Genomic DNA, 19,120 nt, shown 5'->3' on the forward strand with positions numbered 1-19,120 from the left:
GGTGTTTTCGTTTTATCTATCCATTTTTTTGTTGGCCGATACAATCAGCATCATGGGACGGCGCATTTCATCCTGCATCCCCGGAATATCCATCATGTTTTCCGGCGGCTGCGGCTCCACAATCTGATTTATTATAAAACCATTTGAAAGCAGTGTATTTAGATATGTGGTCAGTGTTCTATGATATTTTGTAACCTTTTCTCCCAAAAACACAGCTGTCCGTTTGCCCTCATAATAATAATTATCCACCGGAAAATGCAGTATTTCTCCTTTTTCGTTATAATACCAGTCTTGTGTTCCATGAGCAGTAAAAACAGGATGTTCAACCGTAAAAACTAGCTTACCACCAGACTTCAGTATTCTATATATCTTTTTTACTAAAATCTCATAATCTGCTACATAGTGAAACGCAAGTGAACTTAATATTACATCAAAACTCTCCTCTGGGAATTCCACATCTTCTATAGCACAGCATTTATATTCAACCTGTGGAAAATGTGTTTTTTCTTTGGCTACCTCGAGCATTTTATGAGAAATATCAACACCTACAACAGAGGAAGCACCGTTTTCCATCGCATAAATACAGTGCCATCCATAGCCGCATCCTAAATCAAGCACACGCTTACCCTTAAAATCAGGTAGCATCTTTTTCAAAGTCTCCCATTCTCCCGCACCAGCCAGTCCTTTCTGCGAGCGACTCATTTGACTGTATTTTTGAAAAAATATATTATCATCATATTTGTTTTCTTTCATCTGAATTCCCCTCGTTTAAAAAGTTATTTATCTCCGTTGCAATTTTTTTCACTTCTTTATAAAGCTTCTCGGTCATGTCGTAGCATTCAAAAAGTGAGATACCGAGTACTTCAAAAATATGATTTACCTTCTCGGTATATTTTTCAGGTTTATGTTCAAAAGTTTCAAGCAGTTTTATAGCTTTCTTTTCGTTGATACAATAAGCATTATTACATGCAAATAACACTTGATTTAAACATGAAACTATACGAAAAACATGACCCGCAATATAATATTTATCGTCTGTTCCCGAATTTGCTTTTACAAACATTAAAGAGAACCCTGCTTCAAACATAAAAAAGTTAACTAAACTTTTCTGCAAAGCATTGGGATAAGTTTCTGCCTGTTTTTTTAATTCGCATAAGCTTTCATTCTTAGCATATTGTATCTTGCTGATCGCCAATTCTCCACGATACATAGCACTTATATAACCATGGGGATGCCCAGTCTGATAATTGGCAGTAACAATTCCTTGCTCCGTATCTTTGATTATTTGTTCCACCCGTTTTATATCACGTAAAATCAAGTCAACATGATACCCGTTTATAACTAACCATCCGCCGCCATTAACCCAATCACCCCACGCTCCGGGAGGTACAACAAGGTCGTTTCTATGCTCATCATCCAATTCTGTAGCAATTTGATTAATCGCTGTCAGGTCAAATGATTCTGAATTGTAATAGATTCCGATATCTATATCAGAATCCTCTGTATGGGTGCCTCTTGCACGTGAGCCCCCTAATACAATTCCTTCTATGCAAGGCAAAGAAGATAATTTCTCTGTTACTATTTGAATTACATTATCTACCATACGAACACACTCCTTTTATCGATTAAAGACAAAATACTTTCTTTCCGTAGTTCTTCGGGAAGTAATCCTTCCCGATCTGCCAAACATACTGGTCGATTTGCTTCAAGCTAAATTTATCCAAGCCATAGAAGGCACGGAAATCAATCAGTATATAAGTCTGAGCTGCTTCTTTCATAACCTCATTTGCAAATACAACCTTAATCCCGGGTCGTTCAAAGCCTACATCCATGCCACCGGCTCCGGTAAACAGGGAAACGGCTATAAGTTTTTTACTCATTTTCAGACTTCTCCTCATCGTGGATTTTAAATATTAAGCAATGCTCTTTTGAGTCCAAATAAATATCAAACTTTGTTTTTCCTTTTTCGACCCCTAAATTGGAGATTACCGACTTCGGCAAGCGAACTCGCATGTCCTGCTGCAAAAGATAGGTGTCTAAGTATATTCTCTCATCCATATTCCATTCTCCTTCTAGTGATGGACTAATTTTACCCTATTTTTAGTCTAAGGTCAATCGGTTTGCTACTCTGGACAGTATAATAATATCAAGCCATCTGTACCAAAAAACGGACTTTAACCTGACAATAGTCCTATTGTCTCAATCGTCAAAAAAGTAGTTTCTTGTCTCAACCTATCAAAAGGCAGACTATGACGCTATTGTCAAAACACGAAAAAAGGGATCCCAGGAGACTGCCAAAATCGGCAAATCTCTCGGAATCCCTTATTTTAAGCCTATTTCTGTACTTTTTTACTTGTTCCGTGACAGTAGACATACCGTCTCCACATGGCTTGAGAGGACAGAATGAATGTCATTTGAGTACGTCCGTTCTCGGAAACATATCCACTTCGCTTTTGGCACTATCGGTATACGGGAACATATCCAATCTCTCTCTGGAATGTATACCATACTTTTAAAAGGCAGAATAGCATTTTAACTTATGCTACCCTACCTATAACTAAACATTTACAGTTGCATGTGGCCTATTGTTTTTAGCCGTTAAATATTTTATAACTATTAAATAGCGATACAAATTGTTCGAAACTAATATTGTTTATATCATATATTCTCGCATGTTTTAAAGCTTTATTAAATTGATTTTTTGTAAACAGTTTTTCATACTCTTTGTTAACCCATTTCATTACAAAAGTTTCATATTTTTTTCTCTCTTTAAATGCCATTTTTGCTGGCTTTCTTTTTAATACAATTAATGCGCTATCCACTTTAGGTTTTGGATGGAAATAATACCTAGGAATTTTTGCTAATATAGAAATATCTACCTCTGCCATTAACAGCAATGCTAGTGATCTGTTTGTATCTAATAACCCTTTAGCAAAACCATATTCCACTATTAAATAACTTATTGTGGCTGAACTTTCAAAAACAATTTTTCGAATTATATTTGTGCTTATGTTGTAAGGTATGCTGCCAAATATTTTATATGGATTGTGGCTAGGAAATGTAAATTTCAGTATATCATCATTTACTATTTGATAGTTAGGATAATTTAAGAGCTTATTACGAGTTACCTCACATAATTTAGAATCAATTTCTATCGCCGTAACAAAATTACATCTCTTTACCAATTCAGCAGTAAAATGACCTTTCCCTGCACCTATTTCAAAGATGTTATCTTTTTCATCTAAACTTATGCAATTCATTATTTTTTCTATGTGATATTTTGAAGTAATAAAATTTTGACTATCTTTTATATTTACTTTGTTCATTACCTTAATTCCGCAACACTTTGATTTAAATTAATTTATAAGTTCCTGAGCAACAAAAAGTTGCCCAGGATTTTGCCGTGTCAGATTTTTCACTTATCTTAGTGTTGCAATTAGAAAACAAGCGAAAATCGTAACAAGGCATGGCAAAGGCACAAATAAAATCTGAGAAACTCACACCTTTTGGAGGATTTTTTTCAATCATGGAGAAATTTGACTCCATGCTTTCACCCGTTATCGACTCAACACTGGGTCAGAGATGCCGCAGTATCATCGGATATCAGTTCAGCGAGATAGTCCGTTCGCTGATGAGCGTTTATTTCTGTGGCGGCTCATGCGTGGAAGACGTAACGTCACAACTGATGCGCCATCTCTCGTATCATCCTACCCTTCGTACATGCAGCTCTGATACCATCCTCAGAGCCATCAAGGAACTAACACAGGAAAACATCTCCTATACTTCCGACCAAGGCAAGACCTATGATTTCAATACTGCAGACAAACTCAACACATTGCTTATAAACGCTTTGGTTTCTACAGGCGAGTTGAAGGAAATTGAGGAATACGATGTTGACTTTGACCATCAGTTTCTTGAAACGGAGAAGTATGATGCAAAACCGACCTACAAAAAGTTCCTCGGCTACAGGCCTGGCGTATATGTTATCGGTGACAAGATAGTCTATATCGAGAACAGCGATGGCAACACGAATGTGCGTTTTCATCAGGCAGACACCCATAAGAGATTCTTCGCTCTTCTGGAATCCCAGAACATCCGTGTAAATCGCTTCAGGGCAGACTGCGGTTCCTGCTCGAAGGAAATCGTCAGTGAGATAGAGAAGCATTGCAAACATTTCTACATCCGTGCCAACCGATGCAGTTCGCTCTACAATGACATCTTTGCTCTGAGAGGATGGAAGACGGAGGAGATTAACGGCATCCAGTTCGAACTCAATTCCATTCTCGTTGAGAAATGGGAAGGCAAGTGCTATCGTCTTGTCATCCAGAGACAAAGACGCAACAGTGGCGACCTTGACCTATGGGAAGGCGAATACACTTACCGTTGTATTCTGACCAACGATTACAAGTCATCGACAAGGGACATTGTTGAATTCTACAATCTGCGTGGCGGCAAGGAACGTATCTTTGACGACATGAACAACGGATTCGGTTGGAGCAGGCTCCCCAAGTCATTCATGGCGGAGAATACTGTCTTTCTTCTGCTTACTGCATTGATACACAATTTCTACAAGACCATCATGAGCAGGCTTGACACCAAGGCTTTTGGGCTCAAGAAAACGAGTCGCATAAAGGCTTTTGTCTTCAGATTCATCTCCGTACCTGCCAAGTGGATCATGACTGCAAGGCAATACGTGCTGAATATCTACACAGAGAACCGCGCTTATGCAAAACCCTTCAAAACAGAATTCGGATAAGAATCCTTTCTTTCCGGTTTGAATCTGCGTATTACCTCAAGTCGCATCGTGGGGTAAGGGGATGGTGGCTACATATTGATGTTGTGCTGTTGCTTTTTACTGAAAGCTGCTACTAACGACTCATAAATCTACCCTTAATCGTGTATTGGATGATAGTTGCGGATTTTAGGTGCAATTTTTTTGTTCATCATTTCTGCGTTGAATATGAATAATCATTCTACAATTTCCAAAAAGGCACTTGGCACATAAGCTGTACAAACAGTTACCAATTCATCCACCACAACACCTACTCTCTGTTGCCCTTGCCATCTTGCGACCCTCCCAATAACTCCTTTGAATGCGCCATCAATAACTCTCACCAATTGTCCTTTTTCAAACTTTGGTACTTCATCTAATGTCACGATGGTATTGTCCACATCAGCAGCACAGATAATTTTAAGACTATCCATCTGATAGTTGGGAACTATCATTGGTGTCTTTTCTATCTTGCGACCAATATGGATGTGCCGATAATAAAAACGAAGGAATGGGAGATTTACGTTGTCGTAAACAAAAGTTTTGACTTCTTCTTCTGTACCGTATGCAAAGAAAATGTTCGGCAAACGTGATACGGTAACAACTTTGCGCTTACCTTTTATAAGTTTTACAACACTGGTAGTTGGATAGAAAGCCGTAATGCCTTTGGCTGTCATATAGTCGTATGCCTTTTTTTCTCTACCATAAGTGGTGCGTAAGGCATACCAATGGGGAACGTCTATCTCTTTTTGAGCTTTTGACTTACTTGCTATATGTGCATTTCTGGTGGACACCCCTGTTTGTGAACTCTCTGCGGAAATAGTGCTTTGAGCTTCGGGGAGGGCGTTGGAGGTAAGTCCAGCGCAAGGAGGGAGTTCACCGCCTCCTGGGGTGTGTACATCTGTTGATGTCCATTCATCGACTTTCATATCGGTGCTAACTTTTTTCTAGACAGAAATCCGTTAAATTCCGACATAAAAAAGCGTGAGATCGTCCTGTTGTCCATCCCACACATCGAGGCTCTTGCATTGCCTATTATAGTTGAACAGACAACGTCAGAGCCCACGCCGATATGAATATATAAACTCCATGCAGAAACAGATGTACACATCAACATCGCACCCAATAAGATACAATATGAGTATACACAGTACTCCACGGATAGATATAATCACACCCGGGACATCTACCGTTGGCTATGTTCATGACTATAATATCGGAAGTTTGCAAGATTTCGATGTGTCAAGAACAAAGCGTCGATAAACGCCTTCAATATGTCTGGACTGTCATCCCACCCAATGTCCGCTTTTGTATAGATATGTCAGATAAGTGACTTCACTACACTCAGCACGGCGTAGGCTGCCGACTCGGTTATCTTGAAAGAACACGTCTAACAGTGACAACTGCGGTCAAGCAAATACAGTCCGATTGCAAAAGTACGAAAAATAATTGAGAAAACAGCAACAACAATTGAAAAAGTCTATCTTTTGCAGCAAATTTAAGACAATTTAAATCTATTTGCTTGAATATCTCTGAAATTATATATAATAATTGCATCATAATAGGTGGCAAACATATTATATATATGTCTGTCACCTATTATAATATTTTAAAGACCTACTCGAAACATCCTGTTTTGAGCAACAGTTGATTCTGTATGGTCGTTTTTGGGTTTATGTTGTTCCTCTATTTCATGAGACTTTTCTGGTTTATCTATCTCTGGAGTAGATGGAGCAAGTTCAAGCTGTATTTTCCTGTCCAACGCCGCCAACTCAGCTTTTAGACCTTTCAGCTCATCCTCTTTCTTCCAAGTCTTGCCAGCTATCTCTTCCAGTTGCGGTATTTCCTTTTCCAAAGCCTTGCATCTTGAATCATACTGTTCAATGTACCCTTGTATCTTCTGCAGGGCATTCACAAAGTTGTTTGCTGCAGCTATCGGGTCCGACTTGGCGAGATGTCCGTTGTTGTACTGATACTTGTAATGGCCCTCAACAACAAAGCGGTTATCAACGAAGGGAAGACCGCTCTCAAAGTTTGTCTCGCTTACGACCTTGATAGGAAATCCATAAATTGCACCTATTTCCTTGTATTCCCCATCTGTCCTTTCTGTTTTTGCCATCCTTTGAAGCTGTTTGCCTATCACTTCCAGATTATTGGACTCGAGACCGTTAAGGGTGATGAGATTGAGAATATTCCCGTCCATATCCTTCTTTGCCTGACTCATAAACTTGTCATAGTCCGCTGTCATGCCTTTGAGTATAGTCCGATTGCCGTCCAGCTCTTCTGACTTTGACTTCAGTTTCAGTTCCGAATCACGCTTGCCCCTGTTAAACGATTTGCGCTCACCCTCCAGAGAAGCAACCTTCTTCTCCAGCTTCGCCTTGTCAAGCAAGTCGGTATTTCCGGAGAGAATAGCCATATACTCTGAAAAATTCATGCCCGATTTCTCGTCCATCGCTCCCTCGTCAATGGTTCTCGCTCCCAAGGCTCCGCTTTTCAACTGCGAGATAAAAGTCTGCTTGCAGTGCAGGAGGTTGAACTTGTAAGAGTCAAGCGACTTTTCCACCGCATAGATGATGACATCCACCTTATTGTCGGCATACAGCTTGGCAATCTCGTTACCAGCACGCACACCTCGACCGTCACGCTGTGCCAAGTCTGACGGTCGCCACGGTGTGTCCAAATGATGAATAGCAACACACCTTTTTTGTGCGTTTACACCTGTGCCCAACATGGATGTGGAGCCGAATAATACACGCACTGAACCCTCGTTCATGGCTGCTATCACCGCCTTTCTTGCCCTCTCGTTCTTGCATTCCTGAATGAAGCGAATCTCTGACGAGGGTATTCCATAATCCTCTATCAGCTTACGCTTGATTTCAGAATACACGTTGAATTCCCCAGGTCTGTATGTGCCAAGATCTGAGAATACGAACTGTGTGCCCTTGTAATTGTCATAGCGTTTGTAATAGTCCGCTATCATCTTGGCACAATGGCTTGCCTTGTTGTCGGGATGATCCTCACAAGTCGGGTCTATCATGCGCATATCGAGAGCCATCTTTCGGGCATAGTCTGTGGCTATGAGCATCTTTGCCTTCTCTTCCGTTTCCGACAGTGGCAGTCTGCCGAGGATGGTGGCATCACCTGTCTTGGCAAACTCCATCAGCTTTTGGATGAAATCTTCCTGCTCTGGTGTCGGCGGTATGTTATGAAGGATCTCGTTCTTCTCCGGTCTGTCCACACCAACTGCCTCCGCCGTGCGATAGTCGGTTATCTCGTTGTAGAAAGCAGCAAGCTCCGGTACTTTGATGAAGTATCGGAAACGCTCCTTCTGTACGATGTTGTTGGTGACGTTAAACTCGAAGTCGGTAGTCTTCTTGGCGAAGATTGCCGCCCACGCATCGAAACAGCGGATGTCCTGACGCTCCAGTTCCTTGGGGCGCAGGTACTTGAAAAGCAGATACAACTCTGTCAGTGAGTTACTGATAGTTGTTCCCGACAGGAATGTCGCTCCCAGATCTCTGCCTGTCCGTTCCTGTATGGTACGGATAGCAAAGAGCATGTTGAGCGCCTTCTGGCTTCCCTCGCTGTTGCCGAGTCCTGCCACACGGTCGTGACGGGTGTTGAACATGAGGTTCTTGAACTGGTGACTCTCGTCCACAAACAAGTGGTCGATGCCCATCATGCGGAAGTCCACCACATCATCGGTGCGCTGCTCGATGCTGTAGGCTATCTTCTGCAACTTCACCTCCAGATTCTGCTTTCGCTTTTCCAAGCCTTTGAGCATTCCCCTCGACACGTCTTTGCCCTGCGTGCGTATCACTTCCAGATTCTCCTCCACAGTATCAAGCTCAGCCTGCAATATCTGCCGCTGGAGTTCTGGCGATTGCGGTATCTTCCCGAACTGGTCATGCGACATGATTACACAGTCATAGTCGTTGTTCTTGATGTTGTTGAAGAAACTGACACGGTTCTTGGTGGAAAAATCCTTCTCCGAGGCATAGAGTATCCTCGCATGGGGGTAAGCTGTCTGATAGGTGGCAGCTATCTCCGCGACATTGGCTTTCAGCCCGATAATCATCGGCTTGTGAGCCATACCGAGACGTTTCATCTCATGCGCAGCCATGCACATGATGAGGGTCTTGCCAGTTCCCACCTCATGGTCACATATCCCGCCGCCGTTCTGCAAAAGCATCCATACACAGTCCTTCTGACTTGGGTACACACTCTTGACACCATACTTTCCGCCAAGGGCTTTCAAGTCCAAACCGGGGAAGGTCTGGTGAGAACCGTCATACTTCGGACGCACGAAGCAGTTGAACTTCCGGTTGTACATCGTTGTCAAGCGTTCCTTAAAGGAGTCAGACTGCTCCTCCAGCCATTCAGTGAACCCGTTGCGGATTTCGTCAATCTTGGCATTGGCAAGCTGTATGCCCTCGCTGTCACGCACCTTGATGTCGTTGCCGTGTTCATCCTCACCGATGCTCTTCATCATGTCGGGACAGGTGTTGTGCAGGGCATGTTTCAGAAGACTCATGCCGTCATAGTGGCGGTAATATCCCTTCACCATATACTCATCCGTGATGGCCATGGTCTTCATACTGCATTTTGCCGAATATTCGTCCATGCTGTCGGAATAGACGATGCTGACCTGTGTATTGAAGAGGTGACTCATGTAAGCGGAATACACACCTGTAGGTATCCAACGCTCACCGAAGTTGAAGTCCAGGTCCTCAAAGGCTATCGGTTCGGGAATGCTTGCCTTCAAGGCTTCCAACGACTCCCTCACGATTGCATAGTCGGGATTTTCCTTCAGCCATTCTTCTATACGCTCCGCTTTCTCTATTACATTGCCAGCAATGAAGCGGTCGGCAATCTCGTAGCCATCTATGAGCGGATTGTAATAGATGCGTCCTTTAAGCGCTTCCGTCAGTTCCTGTTCCGGCATATCCGATAATTCAGTCATATACGGCAAGTCGATACGGCCGAACTTGTTGAGCGAGGCGGTGAGCGCTTCCTCTGGAGAATCCACATGACTGACCTCGTCAAGCGAAAAAGAGACCGGGTGGTCGAAGATGTCTGACTTTGTGAACTGTCCGTTTTCCACCCGTTCCAACGACAGCATGTCGCGCCCTGAGGCATCCATAAGGATGAACTTCACGTTCTGCTTGGCATTGAGGTTGCCGAAGCGGATGAAGAAAGCGTCATAATAGACATTCAGACTCTCACGCATCTGCTTGTTTTCCGTCTGTTCTTCCGCTTCATAGGTGTAAAGTTTCTGATAGGCATCACGGAGGGCGATATACAAGACTGCCTTTTCTTTCTGCTCCATATTCAGATCCAACGGCATGAAGGTAGCACCATACTTGGTAAGGTCTTTCAATACACCGATGGTTCTGGCAGAGTCGAGCACCATAGAACCCTCACGATGAAAACTTTCCAGTTTCTCATCAAATGGACGGGGCTTCATAGCATCCTCTTTCTTCTTTGCCAGCTCTTCCCGCTTTCTTTCTTGCTCTTTTTGCTGTTCCCGCTCATGATTTGTTTCTTCCAATGTGTTCTGAGTCTTGGAATCTTCTTTTGGCTCATTCCCTTTCGAATGTCCATGCCCGATTTGAGCTTTGAGAACTTCTATCGGTTCCATCGGCGGTTTGAACTTCGGATCAAGCGTATCTTCAACGCCCAAAGCCTTGAGTTGTTCCTGACGGTGCAGTTCCGCCTTTTGGCGCAGCAGCACCCTGTCTTCGGGAGCCATGGTCATCATCATCTCGTAAAAGCCGTTGATTGGCGGATTCTCTTCCCAAGAGATGCTTGCGTATGGCTCATCCCCAGGCAGGATTGGTTTTGTCTCCTGTGCTGTTTCCTGCTCTTTTGTATCTGTCAACGAAGGCTTTTCTTCTTTTTCCACAGGCTTTGTCACAACTTCAAACGTCGGATTGACGCTTTTTACCAACGGACTTGCTTTCTTCCTTGACACTTTCTTGGCGGCAGCACCCACTGTTACCTCTGCTTTCTTCTTCGTAAAATGGACAGTCTGACGGTTTCCTTCTTCCATTCCCCAAAGGTCAAACAGCGTCATTTGGACTGGCGGCTGCTGATGATTGGACTTTGGGGATAGCTCAGCATCATCAGTAGGCTTTTCCTGCTTTTGCAAGGATACTACCGTATCGTTCTGCTTTTCCTCAATAGACGGCTTCATCTTTTCTGTTTCTTCAACCTCCTTAACTTCCTCAGCTTTTGTTTCCTCTATCCCCAAGTATCGGTTCAAATTGAGGTTCTTCTTAAAGTCTTCATGGAGCATCTTTCGCAAATCATCTGCAATGCCTTCCACGCCATCCTCATGCGTGTATATCATTGCAGGTTTGCCGAATGAGTCAGTATCCAACTTTGCTGTTGTATGGATAATGCGTTCCGGATGCTCCAGAAAGTAGTTGTTTGTCGGAATGCGGTTCTCGTCATTATAGACGGTATCAAGCAGGTTGTCGTCTCCTCGCAGCGACTCCTTTTGGCTGTTTTTCTGGAGGATGATGAGGTCACTGCCCACTTCCGTATTGGCATTTTCCGTGAACAGGTTGTTGGGAAGACGAATCGCTGACACGAGATCTGCATGATAGAGCATCATAAAACGCGCGGCACTGTTGTTTTTGGCATTCAATACGCCTTGTGAGGTGATGAAGGCAACCAATCCGCCGTCCCTTACCGTATCAAGAGCCTTGACAAAGAAGTAGTTGTGTATGCGTCTGGTAACAAGTGCCCTCATGCCTTTCATGGCTGTATAGGACGGATCAAATACGGCAACATCGCCAAAGGGAATATTTGAGATGGCGAGGTCGAAGTAATCATTGAAAGGCTTTTCTATCTTCTCGAATCCCTCTATGCGCACTTTCTGCTCCGGGTGCAGATGGTGGAGTATCTTTCCTGTAAGCAGGTCTTTTTCAAACGCCATAATGTCTGCCTTGGGATTGTTATCCAAGACGGAATCGACAAAGGCACCAATGCCTGCCGAGGGTTCAAGTACCTTTTCGGGGATAATCTGATGCTCTTTCAACACATCCGTCAGAGCCTCTGTAACGGCTGACGGCGTGTAGAATGCCGTGAGGACAGACTGTTTCAGACTGTCCATCAACTGTTTGTACTCGCTTTCATTCTTGCTGTTTTCACGGATAAGTCTATGCAGCTCCACTGTTGGAGCAAACAATTCAAGGTCTGACTTTGCCCAATGGACGGCATCCGCCAGTTCCCTGGCAGGGTTCAGGATGCACTTCAATCCCCCGAATCCGCAGTAACGCTCCAGAAGGAGACGCTCACGGGCGGTCGGCGTGCGCTGTTCCCTGTCAAGGATGAATGCTGTCTCTATCGCCTTGATGTTGTCGTTCAGACGTTGTTTTCTATTGTACGCCATTTGACTCTATGAAAAGGGCTACGGCTCCCGTCAACTCTGTATAGAGCTGGTCATAGTCCGGTGACTGGGCAAAATCGTCATCGGTGAGGTCGTAAATGGAATACACGTTATCAACCAAAGGCAGGAGGTTCTTGACAAACGCTTCCTGATCTTCTACTGCTACCTCCAGGGGAAACTCACTGTCAACAACATCATACAGGATGCTGTACTTGGAAAAGCGGAGACCTTTCAGCAATGCTGACATGGCAAGTTCTTGTGCAGCATCGGCAAAGAGGGCATCACGCCGTGCCTGCTCATATACTTCTGCGGCATGGTCTGCACGTTCGCGGATAAAGTCCGCATCGCTGGCTTGTGGAAAACGGTTCTCTCTGAGGTGGTTCAAGAGGTACAGTCCGTAATAGGACAGCTCTGTCTGTGCCTGTTTCTTTCTGTTCATTTGTCTGTTGAATGGATTAAGTGGTGAATAATAAACCGTGGATGGCGGTTGGTGTTAGTTGAAAGCAAGAAAAAGGCACTCGGTATCCCTCCGAGTGCCGCCACTTAATCCACAGTAAATAAAAGCATCCTGAATCAAGACACCATTTATGAACCATGTTTCGGTGGCAAAGGTACAAACTATTTCTTGTATCTCTTCACATTTCCTCGCTTTTCTGCTTTTTTGCGCTCTGCAAAGACGAATTTCGTGTTGAATTTCTCGTCAAAGGCAATGGCTGCGGAGAATGGTTTGCCTTGCTTGCTGGTGAAACCATTGAGCGTTCTGGTCTTGCCCTTGGTGAGCAAGTCGGTGATGTCGGCATCAGTGAGCAACTTTCCTGCTACCTGCTTGAACACTGGCATACCGCACTCCTTGTTGCTGCATCTTACTACCTTTCCGAAGAACTGCATGGTACCTTGCTTGCATTTAGGACACTGGCAGCCGGAATCCTTGTGGCTGAAAAGTCTGTCACAACCTAACAATTCCGCAGTGATTTCACGGGTATAACCTTCGATACTATGGGTGAACCCGTCTGCACTTGCTTCACCTCGTTCAATCTTGGCAAGTTCCGCCTCCCATTTGCCCGTCATCTCCACATTGGCAATCGCCATGTTCTTCACCACGGAATGCAGGGCGAGTCCTTTTTCCGTCGGCACAAGTTTCTTCTGCTGGCGCACCATATACTCTCGTTTGAGCAGGGTTTCGATGATGGCGGCACGTGTGGCAGGTGTGCCAATACCGCTGTCCTTCATTGCCTGGCGCATCGTATCATCTTCTATCTCTTTGCCTGCGGTCTCCATTGCTGCAAGCAATGTGGATTCCGTATGCAATGGCTTTGGTTTGGTCTTGCCCTCCGTGATGGTGCAGCCTGAAAGAGTGATATGCTGTCCTTTTTGCCAGTTGGGAATGACTTGATCCTTGACCTCATTGTCTGTTGCGTCTGCATCCTTGTCCTGCCTGTTGTTCTTATCCTTGAGCGACAACGTTCGCCAGCCAGTCTGTCGGATGATGGAGCCACTGATGCCAAACTCAACTTCATGATCCACTTGCGCCGTTACTGATGTGATGTCCTTGATGCAGTCTGCTGAGAACGCTTCAATCATCCGGCACAATATCATGTCATAAACGATCTTCTCGTCCTTGAAAAGACCAATGGCTGCATTTTCTGTGATGAGCAGGGCATGGTGGTCGGTCACCTTGGCTGCATTCACGCTGTTCTTGCTGTAGTCCTCACTGCCAGGCAAGAGTTTCACTTTTTCTCCATATTCCGAATGATTCTCCAGATTCTTAAAGAGTTTGGGAAGGGTGGCAAATACATCATCCGAAATATAGCGGCTTGATGTTCTTGGATAGGTGATGAACTTTGCCTCGTAGAGTTTCTGGGCGATGGAGAGTGTATGCTCTGCCGTGAAGCCATGCTGGGAGTTGGCTTCTTTCTGCAAGGTGGTGAGGTCGTAAAGGAGCGGTGCCTTCTCCACCTTTCGCTTGGTTGCGACCTTTGTGATGATGGCAGAACCGGTATCTTTCACCTTATTATATATGTCGGTTGCGGTGGCTTTGTCTGTCCATCGGTTGGCAGATGTGAACTTCAGTATATTGCCACTGTCTGTATCAACCACACCGAAGTGTACCTGCCAGAACGGTTTCGACTCGAAACGCTTGTGTTCCCAATAGCGTTCGCACACCATGCCAAGGGTCGGAGTTTGCACACGACCTACGGAATAGGTGCCACGTCCTGCGGCTATCGTCAGGGCTTGTGTGCCGTTGATGCCGACGAGCCAGTCTGCCTCACTTCGTGCCTTGGCTGCATGATAGAGATTGTCATACTCCTTGCCATCCCTGAGGTTCTGGAGTCCCTCACGGATGGCGGTGTCCGTAAGCGAACTGATCCAGAGACGGTCGAAAGGTTTCTGGCAACAGAGATACGCATAGAGGTATCGGAAAATCAACTCTCCCTCACGTCCGGCATCGGTTGCTACGATAATGCGCTCACTGCTGTCAAACAGCTTGCCGATAATTTTAATCTGGGCAAGCACACCTGCATCTGGTTTGTAGCCGTTCTCTGTCTTGACTTGTCGGGGAACAAGAACGAACGGGTCGGGAATCACAGGCAGATTCTCTGCATGGAATCCCTTCATGCCGTAGGTTTCCGGCATGGCTGGCTGCACTAAATGTCCGAATGCCCATGTCACATAATAGCCATTGCCCTGCATATAGCCTTCCTCACGCTTGTCAGCTCCTACAATGTGGGCGATTTCCTTGGCTACGCTTGGTTTCTCTGCGATGATTGTCTTCATTGTCTGTTGTTTTTGTGACATCCGCAACCGTGGGATAGACGGTCGCAGATGTCGGTTGTTATGATGGATGATTAACTCTGTGGATCAAGTGGCGGCAACTACATCTTCACGCTTCTTGCTTTTCTCTTTGGCTTCTGTTCCTCGGCGTTCTGTTCCTTCTGCTGCTTTTCGTTCTTTGGCGCAGACTGTCCCGGACTCAGCGGCTCCTTGGTGTGCTTGGTCGCCTCATGGGTCTTGCCCTGCTCGTTGACGGCGACTTGTACCTTGTTCTCGTTGGTCGGAATCTGTTCCTTTGCCTGTTTGAGGTCTGGATTGTTGCGGTAGGAACGTGGCTGCATCTTGTCGAAGTCGAACTTCACATAGGCGGTATAGGTACCGCTGCCGTTCTTGTTGGGCACTTCCTTGATCTCGATGGTCTTGCCTGCCACATAGTCGTCCTTCTGCTGCTCGGTCAGTTCCTTCTTGAAATAGGTGTTGAGTCGGCGGATGGTCCCATCCTCATTGAGCCAGTGGTTGGGATCTTGCTGCTTCTTCTGACCGCCCGCATCACCTTCTGCCTTCTGCTCCTGCTTGTCAGCGGTCTGCTTCTTGTCTCCATTCTGTTTCTGACCTTGCGCCTGTCTTGTGCTGCCAGGCACGAACTCCACGCCACGCTGTTCCACATTCACCTGCAACAGCGGTGTAAACTTGCGCCCGTTGGCAAGCTCAATCTCCTTGCGAAGCGGAATACCTGAGTAGAGCACTCTCTTGTCGTCCTTGGTAATAGGTGTCTTGCCGATGGTATCGGGTATGCGCACCTTGTTGGTCGGGATGTCAACAATCTCATTGGTGAGACGGTCGATACTGATGAAATGAGGACGCAGCTCACCTGTATTCTTGTCGGGGAAATCCACTACCTTTCCGAGATTGCCGTTCTGCAACAGGTTCTTTTTGTCCTCTGGAGTGAAGGTATAGCCTTTGTAAGCGACATCGAGTTTTGGCTCGTTGCGCACGAAATGCGGCACGAGTTGCAACTGGTCGTTATCGTCCTTGCGGAATGACAGACGGGCCTGTATCTCTATCTGTTCACCGCCGAAGGTCGGCTTCACAATCACAAGCCCCGTCTTGCCGTAGTTGAGCAGGGCTTTCATATCCTTCTCATTCATACTGTTGAAGTCTATGCCATATTTGGCACCAAGTTCCTGCAGGTTCACATCGTTACCACTGATGAGGTTCTGCTTTACACCCGAAGCGGTCTGTGCCTTCTGTTCGGTTGCGGTCTGTTCTGGTTTCTGTTCCATGTCGTTCTTTTTTTCGTTGGTTTGTTCAGATGATACATTCTCTTTTTCTGTGTTAGCTTGCGTCTTGGACGCATCGTCCGATGATGCGTTTTCTTTCGCCTGACCTTCCGATTGCTTTGCCTCTTTCTCATAATTGGAGGTGTCAACCTTGTGGGCGGAAAGAATCTCCTTGTTAGCCTCCGGATCTTTCAGCAACTCCTTCATCACACCAAGCAGGTTTTCCACCTGGTCTGCCGCTATGCGGTAGAATCCGAATCGGCTTGGCTCCTTGCACTGGCGGAAGAAGTTTCTAAAGAAACTGTCCATCAGGTCACTGTTGCGGTCAAAACGCAGGAAGTCGGACGTGTTCTCCGCCTTGGCGGGTGCTCGCTTCGGTGTGCCGTCCCTGCTGAGTCCGGCGACGACGCTGATCTCGCCCGTCTTCTCGTCACGGACTACCAGCACGTCCTGTTCATCACTCTTTTTCTTTTGTACCATAATTGTAAATTTTTAATGGTGAATACTGTTGTTATTTGAATTTCTGATGAATGCGAGTCAAGTAATGCTCCACATTCTCTTTCTTGAATTCTTTTACATTATTCTCTACAAACTGCATCACATCCTCTTCCGTGTAGTATGTTTTCTGCCCCAAACGCTTGTAGGGAAGCACTCCCAGACTGCGATAGCGTTGAAGGGAACGAGGGGAGATTTGAAATAAGAGGCAGAGGTCCTGGTTGTCGAGCAATTTTTCATTGATGGCAGAACCTCCTTTTTGCTCCGTCTCTCGTTCGTGTCTCAACATCAGCATGTCGTAGATGCCGTCTATCTTTTTGTGTAGGTCATGGAGATATAACTCCAGTTTTCTCAATGTTCCATCTTCCATGCTCATGTTTCCTTTGCTATTGTTAGTTCCTCAACCATTCTTTCAATGGCTTCAACTTGGTATCGGCATTGATTACCAATTTTAATAAAATCAATGCGGTTCTCTGAACGCATTCGCTGCAAGGTGCGCTTGCTCACACCAAGCATCTTAGCTGCATCGTCATTGGTCAACATCGGCTTCAATCCCTTACCCGTCAAGTTCTCTTGAAATGCCATTTTTGCCAATCGCACGTACTGGACTATTTCTGTCAACTGTTCTGTCAGCTTTTTGAAGGCTGCACTTTCCATTGTTATTACTTCCATTCTAATTCCGTTTGAAATGTTATATAATTCGTTGTTTTTATTTCTCGGCGGCAAAATTAACCATTTGAGAAATACCCGTTTAACAACTCATTAATGACCCACGTGTAATTTTCTTGATTTTTCTTGCCAAGCGGTCGGCAAACCCCAGAAAAGCACTGCCACAGTTATTCATTTTCATTGTTTTTCTACATACACACATTAACTTTGCATCCGAATTTGTTGAACCAATAAAACAGAGAATATGGAAGTAGTAACAATGGAAAAGAAGGCATTCGACTTGATGATGGCAAGATACGATGCCTTGGTAAAGAAAGTTGAGTTGCTGAAGCATAAGGCTAACGGCAAGCGTCTGAACAAATGGCTTACAGGTCATGAGGTCTGCCAGCAACTTCGCATCAGCCAGCGCACCTTACAAAAACTTCGTGACCGCCGTTTCTTGGGGCATACCCAGATAGGTCGCCAATTCTATTACTGCCCCGAAGAGGTCAAAGCCATCGTTCCGCTTATCGCCAGAATCAAATCGGTATAGCATAAAGCCAAACTCGCCCAAGGCAAAGCCGAAAACTTCACCCTGGGCGAGCCAACACATTTTATATTCACCACTTAATCCAAATTGTAAACAATGAACATGAACCAACTTCTTACGCATGAGAGCAAGTCGATAGACACCGCCATGCAATCCTTGAAGAAAGCCAACAACTGGCTATCCTCATTCATCGAGTCCTACAACCCACCTTTGGACGGGGAGCGATACCTCACCGACAAGGAACTCTCCGAGCATTTGAAGCTTAGTCGCCGCACCTTGCAGGAATATCGCAAACAAGGCATTTTGCCCTACATTATATTATGTGGCAAAACCCTCTATCCGGAATCCGAGATACAAGCACTTCTCACTGGTAATTACCGCAAGCCGATAATCGACGGCACTGTTTCACAAGGGGAGGGTACTGCTTCATAATAGCGAAACAAAAATAGCGTACAGGGTACAACGACAAAAATCGTTTCCTCTGTACGCTATTATATTATAAAGGTGTAGGAATCTTATTAAAAGATGAGAGATTCTAACTTGCACCTCTTGGCATCGTTCCGTTCATCACAATAATCATCGGATACTCGTGTTTTACTTGCTCTGCTTGGCAATCCTTGCGGTTCACAACCTTACTGATAAACCATTGTCTGAACAACAAGGCTTGGTATGTATCCATTTGAAGTGCTATGGCGATAATCACTTCCATATCATAGACATGCGCAGAATATCCATTTTCAAGTTTGATGTATTGAGAATGCTGGAAATCTTTCAGCACACTTTGTTTCCAAATGCGCTTGATGGTATTCTTCACTGCTGTCCCTGTTACATTCAACAGTTCGGCAATCTCCCAAACTGTCATCCATACCTCACCATGATGTGGGGCGTAGATGACCATATCTTCTTGTATTGTTATCACTTGTCGTTTCATACTCTGCCATTTATAGTGTTAGTATTATCGTTGCAAACATTTCCAAACGTGAATTCCTCAATGTTATTAATCTGCTGAGACAACTTTTCCACGTCTTTGCTCAATTTTTCCTTGGTAATCTTGGCATACACCTGGGTTGTCTTTATGTTCTTGTGACCAAGCATTGAACTCACGGTTTCTATTGGGACTCCGTTGGAGAGGCAAACCGAGGTTGCGAACGAATGACGGCTCATGTGCACAATTTAAGCAAAAGCAACGGAAAGTGAAGATGAGA

General features: G+C 44.9%; 16 protein-coding genes and 1 pseudogene. 3 read left to right on the top strand and 14 right to left on the bottom strand.

Annotated elements, in window-relative coordinates; all coding sequences use genetic code 11:
* Positions 1 to 12: 12 nt before the first annotated feature.
* The 5 genes from DWV53_RS08895 to erm(G) form a co-directional block, all read right to left on the bottom strand.
* A complete protein-coding gene (locus DWV53_RS08895; RefSeq protein ID WP_117695716.1) occupies positions 13 to 753 on the bottom strand; it encodes a class I SAM-dependent methyltransferase in 741 nt (246 codons plus the stop codon).
* Positions 734 to 1,603 carry a nucleotidyltransferase domain-containing protein gene (locus tag DWV53_RS08900; RefSeq protein WP_117695717.1) on the bottom strand — a complete coding sequence of 290 codons (870 nt, stop codon included), beginning with the start codon at positions 1,601 to 1,603 and terminating at the stop codon, positions 734 to 736. Before DWV53_RS08900 ends, DWV53_RS08895 begins: the two co-directional genes overlap by 20 nt.
* A 22-nt stretch (positions 1,604 to 1,625) precedes the next feature.
* Entirely contained in the window at positions 1,626 to 1,880 is a 255-nt protein-coding gene (locus tag DWV53_RS08905) for a DNA cytosine methyltransferase (RefSeq protein WP_007897429.1), read from the bottom strand.
* On the bottom strand, positions 1,873 to 2,058 hold the full coding sequence (locus DWV53_RS08910; protein ID WP_007897431.1) for a hypothetical protein: 186 nt from the start codon (positions 2,056 to 2,058) through the stop codon (positions 1,873 to 1,875). The genes DWV53_RS08905 and DWV53_RS08910 overlap by 8 nt, the downstream gene beginning before the upstream one ends.
* Positions 2,059 to 2,591: 533 nt before the next feature.
* Positions 2,592 to 3,326 carry a 23S rRNA (adenine(2058)-N(6))-methyltransferase Erm(G) gene (erm(G), locus tag DWV53_RS08915; protein WP_008144450.1) on the bottom strand — a complete coding sequence of 245 codons (735 nt, stop codon included), beginning with the start codon at positions 3,324 to 3,326 and terminating at the stop codon, positions 2,592 to 2,594.
* 140 nt (positions 3,327 to 3,466) lie between these two features.
* Here erm(G) and DWV53_RS08920 point away from each other — a divergent pair, with 140 nt between their 5' ends.
* Entirely contained in the window at positions 3,467 to 4,756 is a 1,290-nt protein-coding gene (locus tag DWV53_RS08920; RefSeq protein ID WP_118153016.1) for an IS1380-like element IS612 family transposase, read from the top strand.
* Positions 4,757 to 4,968: 212 nt separating this feature from the next.
* Here the strand turns inward: DWV53_RS08920 and DWV53_RS08925 are convergent, their stop codons facing one another.
* From DWV53_RS08925 to DWV53_RS08955, 7 genes are all read right to left on the bottom strand, one after another.
* Positions 4,969 to 5,700 carry a UpxY family transcription antiterminator gene (locus DWV53_RS08925; protein WP_117695445.1) on the bottom strand — a complete coding sequence of 244 codons (732 nt, stop codon included), beginning with the start codon at positions 5,698 to 5,700 and terminating at the stop codon, positions 4,969 to 4,971.
* Between the two features lie 680 nt (positions 5,701 to 6,380).
* On the bottom strand, positions 6,381 to 12,173 hold the full coding sequence (locus tag DWV53_RS08930) for a helicase-related protein (RefSeq protein ID WP_118153018.1): 5,793 nt from the start codon (positions 12,171 to 12,173) through the stop codon (positions 6,381 to 6,383).
* Complete coding sequence (locus DWV53_RS08935) at positions 12,160 to 12,609, bottom strand: DUF1896 domain-containing protein (RefSeq protein ID WP_117695447.1); 450 nt, start codon at positions 12,607 to 12,609, stop codon at positions 12,160 to 12,162. Before DWV53_RS08935 ends, DWV53_RS08930 begins: the two co-directional genes overlap by 14 nt.
* A 179-nt stretch (positions 12,610 to 12,788) precedes the next feature.
* Positions 12,789 to 14,945, bottom strand: coding sequence for a type IA DNA topoisomerase (locus DWV53_RS08940; RefSeq protein WP_117695448.1), 2,157 nt, complete (start codon positions 14,943 to 14,945; stop codon positions 12,789 to 12,791).
* Positions 14,946 to 15,043: 98 nt separating this feature from the next.
* Positions 15,044 to 16,702: a DUF4099 domain-containing protein gene (locus tag DWV53_RS08945; protein WP_117695449.1), complete on the bottom strand. Its 1,659-nt coding sequence runs from the start codon at positions 16,700 to 16,702 to the stop codon at positions 15,044 to 15,046.
* A 31-nt stretch (positions 16,703 to 16,733) separates the two neighbouring features.
* Positions 16,734 to 17,012, bottom strand: a complete 279-nt coding sequence (locus DWV53_RS08950) for a helix-turn-helix domain-containing protein (protein WP_117695470.1) — start codon at positions 17,010 to 17,012, stop codon at positions 16,734 to 16,736.
* A 77-nt stretch (positions 17,013 to 17,089) separates the two neighbouring features.
* Positions 17,090 to 17,389 carry a helix-turn-helix domain-containing protein gene (locus DWV53_RS08955; protein WP_117695450.1) on the bottom strand — a complete coding sequence of 100 codons (300 nt, stop codon included), beginning with the start codon at positions 17,387 to 17,389 and terminating at the stop codon, positions 17,090 to 17,092.
* 241 nt (positions 17,390 to 17,630) lie between these two features.
* On the opposite strand from DWV53_RS08955, the gene DWV53_RS08960 reads away from it, so the two are divergent.
* Positions 17,631 to 17,918, top strand: coding sequence for a helix-turn-helix domain-containing protein (locus tag DWV53_RS08960; protein WP_071122342.1), 288 nt, complete (start codon positions 17,631 to 17,633; stop codon positions 17,916 to 17,918).
* A 93-nt stretch (positions 17,919 to 18,011) separates the two neighbouring features.
* Positions 18,012 to 18,347, top strand: coding sequence for a helix-turn-helix domain-containing protein (locus DWV53_RS08965; protein ID WP_117695451.1), 336 nt, complete (start codon positions 18,012 to 18,014; stop codon positions 18,345 to 18,347).
* A 103-nt stretch (positions 18,348 to 18,450) separates the two neighbouring features.
* Here DWV53_RS08965 and DWV53_RS08970 read toward each other — a convergent pair whose 3' ends face one another.
* Together DWV53_RS08970 and DWV53_RS08975 are read right to left on the bottom strand one after the other, a co-directional pair.
* The gene (locus DWV53_RS08970) at positions 18,451 to 18,846 is read right to left on the bottom strand and encodes a hypothetical protein (RefSeq protein WP_229035388.1); all 396 of its coding nucleotides are present in this window, start codon (positions 18,844 to 18,846) and stop codon (positions 18,451 to 18,453) included.
* A pseudogene (locus tag DWV53_RS08975) lies at positions 18,843 to 19,082 on the bottom strand (tyrosine-type recombinase/integrase); the annotation flags it as partial. The gene DWV53_RS08970 and the pseudogene DWV53_RS08975, both read right to left, overlap by 4 nt.
* Between the last annotated feature and the right edge of the window lie 38 nt (positions 19,083 to 19,120).

It is taken from the genome of Segatella copri (genome assembly GCF_003465495.1).
Classification (GTDB): domain Bacteria; phylum Bacteroidota; class Bacteroidia; order Bacteroidales; family Bacteroidaceae; genus Prevotella; species Prevotella copri_G.